The sequence below is a fragment of the Dehalococcoidia bacterium genome (assembly GCA_041653995.1).
Lineage (GTDB): Bacteria > Chloroflexota > Dehalococcoidia > GIF9 > UBA5629 > CAIMUM01.
In genome coordinates this window covers 345-3,968 of the sequence record JBAZEK010000046.1, presented here as the reverse complement: position 1 = coordinate 3,968, position 3,624 = coordinate 345, and the positions used below count along the sequence as shown (strand labels likewise).

The 3,624-nt window shown below is 59.0% G+C and carries 7 protein-coding genes; all 7 read right to left on the bottom strand.

What is annotated here, in order from left to right:
• Nucleotides 1-685 (bottom strand): hypothetical protein (locus WC359_15060; GenBank protein MFA5401769.1); only part of this gene is annotated, 685 nt, incomplete at its 3' end.
• Nucleotides 686-890: 205 nt separating this feature from the next.
• Nucleotides 891-1,262: a hypothetical protein gene (locus WC359_15055; GenBank protein ID MFA5401768.1), complete on the bottom strand. Its 372-nt coding sequence runs from the start codon at nt 1,260-1,262 to the stop codon at nt 891-893.
• 13 nt (nt 1,263-1,275) lie between these two features.
• Nucleotides 1,276-1,680 (bottom strand): hypothetical protein, encoded by a 405-nt coding sequence (locus WC359_15050; protein MFA5401767.1) that lies wholly within the window; start codon nt 1,678-1,680, stop codon nt 1,276-1,278.
• 15 nt (nt 1,681-1,695) lie between these two features.
• Nucleotides 1,696-2,412, bottom strand: a complete 717-nt coding sequence (locus WC359_15045; GenBank protein MFA5401766.1) for a hypothetical protein — start codon at nt 2,410-2,412, stop codon at nt 1,696-1,698.
• Between the two features lie 15 nt (nt 2,413-2,427).
• Complete coding sequence (locus tag WC359_15040) at nt 2,428-2,838, bottom strand: minor capsid protein (GenBank protein MFA5401765.1); 411 nt, start codon at nt 2,836-2,838, stop codon at nt 2,428-2,430.
• Between the two features lie 3 nt (nt 2,839-2,841).
• A complete protein-coding gene (locus WC359_15035; GenBank protein MFA5401764.1) occupies nt 2,842-3,144 on the bottom strand; it encodes a hypothetical protein in 303 nt (100 codons plus the stop codon).
• Nucleotides 3,145-3,275: 131 nt separating this feature from the next.
• Nucleotides 3,276-3,596 carry a hypothetical protein gene (locus WC359_15030; GenBank protein MFA5401763.1) on the bottom strand — a complete coding sequence of 107 codons (321 nt, stop codon included), beginning with the start codon at nt 3,594-3,596 and terminating at the stop codon, nt 3,276-3,278.
• Nucleotides 3,597-3,624 lie beyond the last annotated feature (28 nt).

Genomic DNA, 3,624 nt, shown 5'->3' with positions numbered 1-3,624 from the left:
CCTCTATCTTGTGCGCGAACGCCGTGAGTCCCTTGATGTTCTCTTCTTCGAGCACCAGCCCGAGTTCGTGGGCCCTGCGCGTCATGCCCTGTATCGCCTGAGCGCCCACGTTGAGCATCGGGATTACCTCATAGCCTGCGCGACCGAAGAGTCTCATCACAAGGTCGTTACGCAGCGTTATGTCTTCCATCTCTGAGAGCCTTAGCACAACGTCCATGAACAGGTCGTCCATCGGACGGAACATACCCGTGGTGTCCTTGACGCGAATGCCGAGGCCCTCGATGACAGCCGCAAGTTCCTTGCCCTCTTCGGAACCCTCCACAAGACGCCTGTTGAGCTGCACGGCAGTGAACCTGAGCCGTTCAAAGTTCGTGCTTGTCTGGCTGGCGACGTAGCGCAGCTCCTGAAGTCTCTCCGTGGACATGCCCATCTTCTGAGCCATCGCGTCAAGGTCTCTTGCGGCGTCTGCTGTCTTGGTCATGAATGCGCCGAGGGCAACCGCTGCCGAGTACAGAGGGGCCGTAACGTACAGGCTCAGGGTATCTCCTATATCCGCGAAGCTGTCGCCTATCTTCTGTGTTTCCTTGCCGAAGTTGTCCAGTTCGGCCATCGCTCTCTGCAGGCCCGAGGAGAACTCATTCAGTTTGGCGCGGAGCACCACCGATACTTCAGTGACAACCGCCATATGCTAGACACCTCCTCGGGCATTCTGCTGCGCCTGCTGGTATGCGAGGTCGCGGGACTTGTTGAACGCGGATTGCCACGCCTGAAGCTCGTGGAACTCGGATATGCTCAGAATCGCGGCAAGCGTGCGTGGGGGGATGTGGAACTTCTCGGTGGACAGGAACATCAGGAAGGCTTCGTCGGCGAACTCTGGGTAGTGGGCGGGATTATTGATTCCCAGGAAAAAACTGCCTTTCCCGTTCCTCAAACGCTTTCGCGGGTTCCAGCCCGCCGAAGTTGAGCTTGATTATCTCGGTGACTATCAGGTTGAGCGGCGCTGCAGCCTGCTGCTTCAGCAGCTCGTAATCCTCCGCTGTGAACTGAGGCTCTACAACGGACTGCAGGAAAAGCTGCTTCTCGAATTCGGCCTCATCGCGCTGGCCGTCCGCTGTTCTGGCAACAGACCGCAGGAGGAGTTCCTTCTGCTTCGTGAGTTCACGAATTCTGACGGAACCCCCCCACTGCGGCACTTCAATCACTTTCTCCTGCACACGCGCCCCCAGAACCTGTTCGCGTGTCAGCAGTTTGACTTTCCCCATGATGTCACTCTCCTTAGACTGTTCCTCTGGTTATGGCACCAGTGACCTGCAGCGTTGCCGTCCATGTGACCGCCGCTGTGACCGATAAGGGTATATCGTAGGCGGTCACTATCGCGCTGCCGTAATACTTGACGGCGGAAGCCTCCGTGGTATTCGGGAAGTAGATGAAGTCTTTCTCCTTGCCCACGATAGGCCCTAGATAGCCGTCAATCGTGCTGTCCCATATGCCCGAAAGCCCGATTGTGGCACCTCTAGCACCTATCACATAGGTCTTGTCCGTTGTCGAAAACACAGTGGTCTCTGCGGTGTCAACAGCCCTCGGCATGGAGATGTTTGTGAGCCAATCCCTCAACATCCGTGCCGTAGTGGTGCCGTCCTCCAGAGAGAACTGTGCGAATCTGCCGTGAGAACCCGCCATGTGCTGATTCCCTCCTTACTTGCGTGCAAGGGCGACGTGCAGTGTGGCGGAACCGCCCGCCGTGAACACCCGCGCCGCGCGGGTCATGCTCTTGACAAGTGTGCCTGTCGAAGCTCCCCACAGCGCACCACGCGCCTTCTGCGTGGAAAACGTAATCAGGTCGTCCCATGTGGAACCCGCGCAGGAGTGCTGCAGCGTTACCTTGCAGCCGTGTGTTGAGCAGGCCGTGAAATGCGCGTAGGCATTCGCGCCATTGTTCGTCTCGGTGACGTTATCCAGGCTCGCGGAGACGCCCGAGGTGTTAAGCGCGGTGAGTGGCTGCAGCACCTTTACGATGTCCGGGTGTGTGCCTGTGAGCTGCCCGCCGCCTGAGATGGACACCACGCCTGCCACGGGAGCTGTAACCTCATACGAGTTGTTCTTGCTCTTGAAGCCGCGCCCGACGCTGCCTGTGCTGTCGCCCGCAGGGTAGTAGCACCATATCGCGGTAGTGCCGCCCAGAGCGGCGTTGAGCACGTAATCCGTCTGCACAGTGGAGCCTGCCCACAGGCCGCCGAACGTCAGTGTGCCGCTCTTCGCGCCGCCCGAGATGTACGTCTTATCCGATGTGTTGAACGGCGTGGTTTCCACCACATCTGCCGACGCCGGGGAAGATATGCTCTGGAGGGAGGTGCTGAGGTTGTACCCATTGACGTAGACTCGCGTGGACTTGCCGTGTATTCCTGTAGCCATGCTCTCCCTCCCTTCCTAAGTGCTGAGTTGCTTCCAAACCAGATAGTTGCACGAAACCATGTGGCGCTTGTTGTCGTCAATCCCCAGATAGAAAGGCGTCTGCACTGCTTCTATGTTGAGGTACTTCGTGCCCGTTGCCGTGGACGTGGGCTTTAGCGTCGCATTGCCCGTGCCGATGAACCTGCGGTATATGGACTCCGCCTTGTTCCTCGCCGTGCTGTAATTCGTAGAGCGGTTTATTACCTGCAGTCCTGCGCGTTCAAACGCTGGCGTTGTGCTCATACAGAACGTCGGCGCTATGCCGGGAGTCTCGTACAGCGTGGTGCATGTGTGCGGTGTTGCGGGAGCAGCGCCCTTGAACAGGTCGGTGTCCACGGTGGCAATGCTGTTGTCCTGCAGCAGCTTGGCTATCTCATCCAGCAGCATGGCTCATGGCAGCTCCTTTCGCATCTCCGCAGCCAGACGTTCGTCCATTCCGGGGATTGCGGCCTTCGCGGGAGTTTCGAGGTACTTCCACTGCGTGGGAGGCTCGTGACGCGCCGACCTTCCGCTCCAGCTCTTCTCGGGAGGTGGCGGTATCTCGTGAACCCAGAGCGCGTAACTTGCGGCAGGCCCACCGTAGGCCAGCACCACGCTTATCTCGCCGCCCGAGACCTCGGGAGGCTTCACATGGCCGCTGGCCTTGAGTGCGCCCGTGTCCACAGGCACATACGTCTGCTTCGAGGAGGTCATTATCTTCTCGCCCTCGACGTTGAGCGCAGCCGCGACAGCATGAGGGGTCTTCAGCCGCAACTGCTCGAACACCTGGCGCACCGCCTGAAGCCCTTCGACCTGTACTTCTATCGTCTTCTGCACCATGGCGCTCACCAGTACGCAACGTAGTGATGCGTGCCTTTCTGGTCGGCAATCTTGTGCAGCGCTATCAGCGGCGGAATGCTGCCATCGGGCAACACGAACCTGTGTTCCAGCGTGAGCGCGCCCGTGCAGTTTATCACGGCGTTTGCCCTGGATACCGTTTCCGTGCCTGTGCGGTCGCGCACGAGCTTGAACTTCTCGGTTATCCTTGCGGCCCATGTTGACGGTGTACTGCTGTGCGCTTCCACAGGATAGCCCGCCGAGGTGCGCGATACAAGCGCGTATGTGGTGATGGTGTGGGGGAGCATGTCGAGGAAGTCCTTTTCCATCTACGTCACCCCCACGCCTAACACGAAC

Excerpts from the sequence above, each read along its gene's own strand:
- WC359_15055 (MFA5401768.1), bottom strand. The coding sequence starts at position 1,262 with ATGGGGAAAGTCAAACTGCTGACACGCGAACAGGTTCTGGGGGCGCGT.
- WC359_15050 (MFA5401767.1), bottom strand. The coding sequence starts at position 1,680 with ATGGCGGGTTCTCACGGCAGATTCGCACAGTTCTCTCTGGAGGACGGC.
- WC359_15045 (MFA5401766.1), bottom strand. The coding sequence starts at position 2,412 with ATGGCTACAGGAATACACGGCAAGTCCACGCGAGTCTACGTCAATGGG.
- WC359_15040 (MFA5401765.1), bottom strand. The coding sequence starts at position 2,838 with ATGCTGCTGGATGAGATAGCCAAGCTGCTGCAGGACAACAGCATTGCC.
- WC359_15035 (MFA5401764.1), bottom strand. The coding sequence starts at position 3,144 with ATGACCTCCTCGAAGCAGACGTATGTGCCTGTGGACACGGGCGCACTC.
- WC359_15030 (MFA5401763.1), bottom strand. The coding sequence starts at position 3,596 with ATGGAAAAGGACTTCCTCGACATGCTCCCCCACACCATCACCACATAC.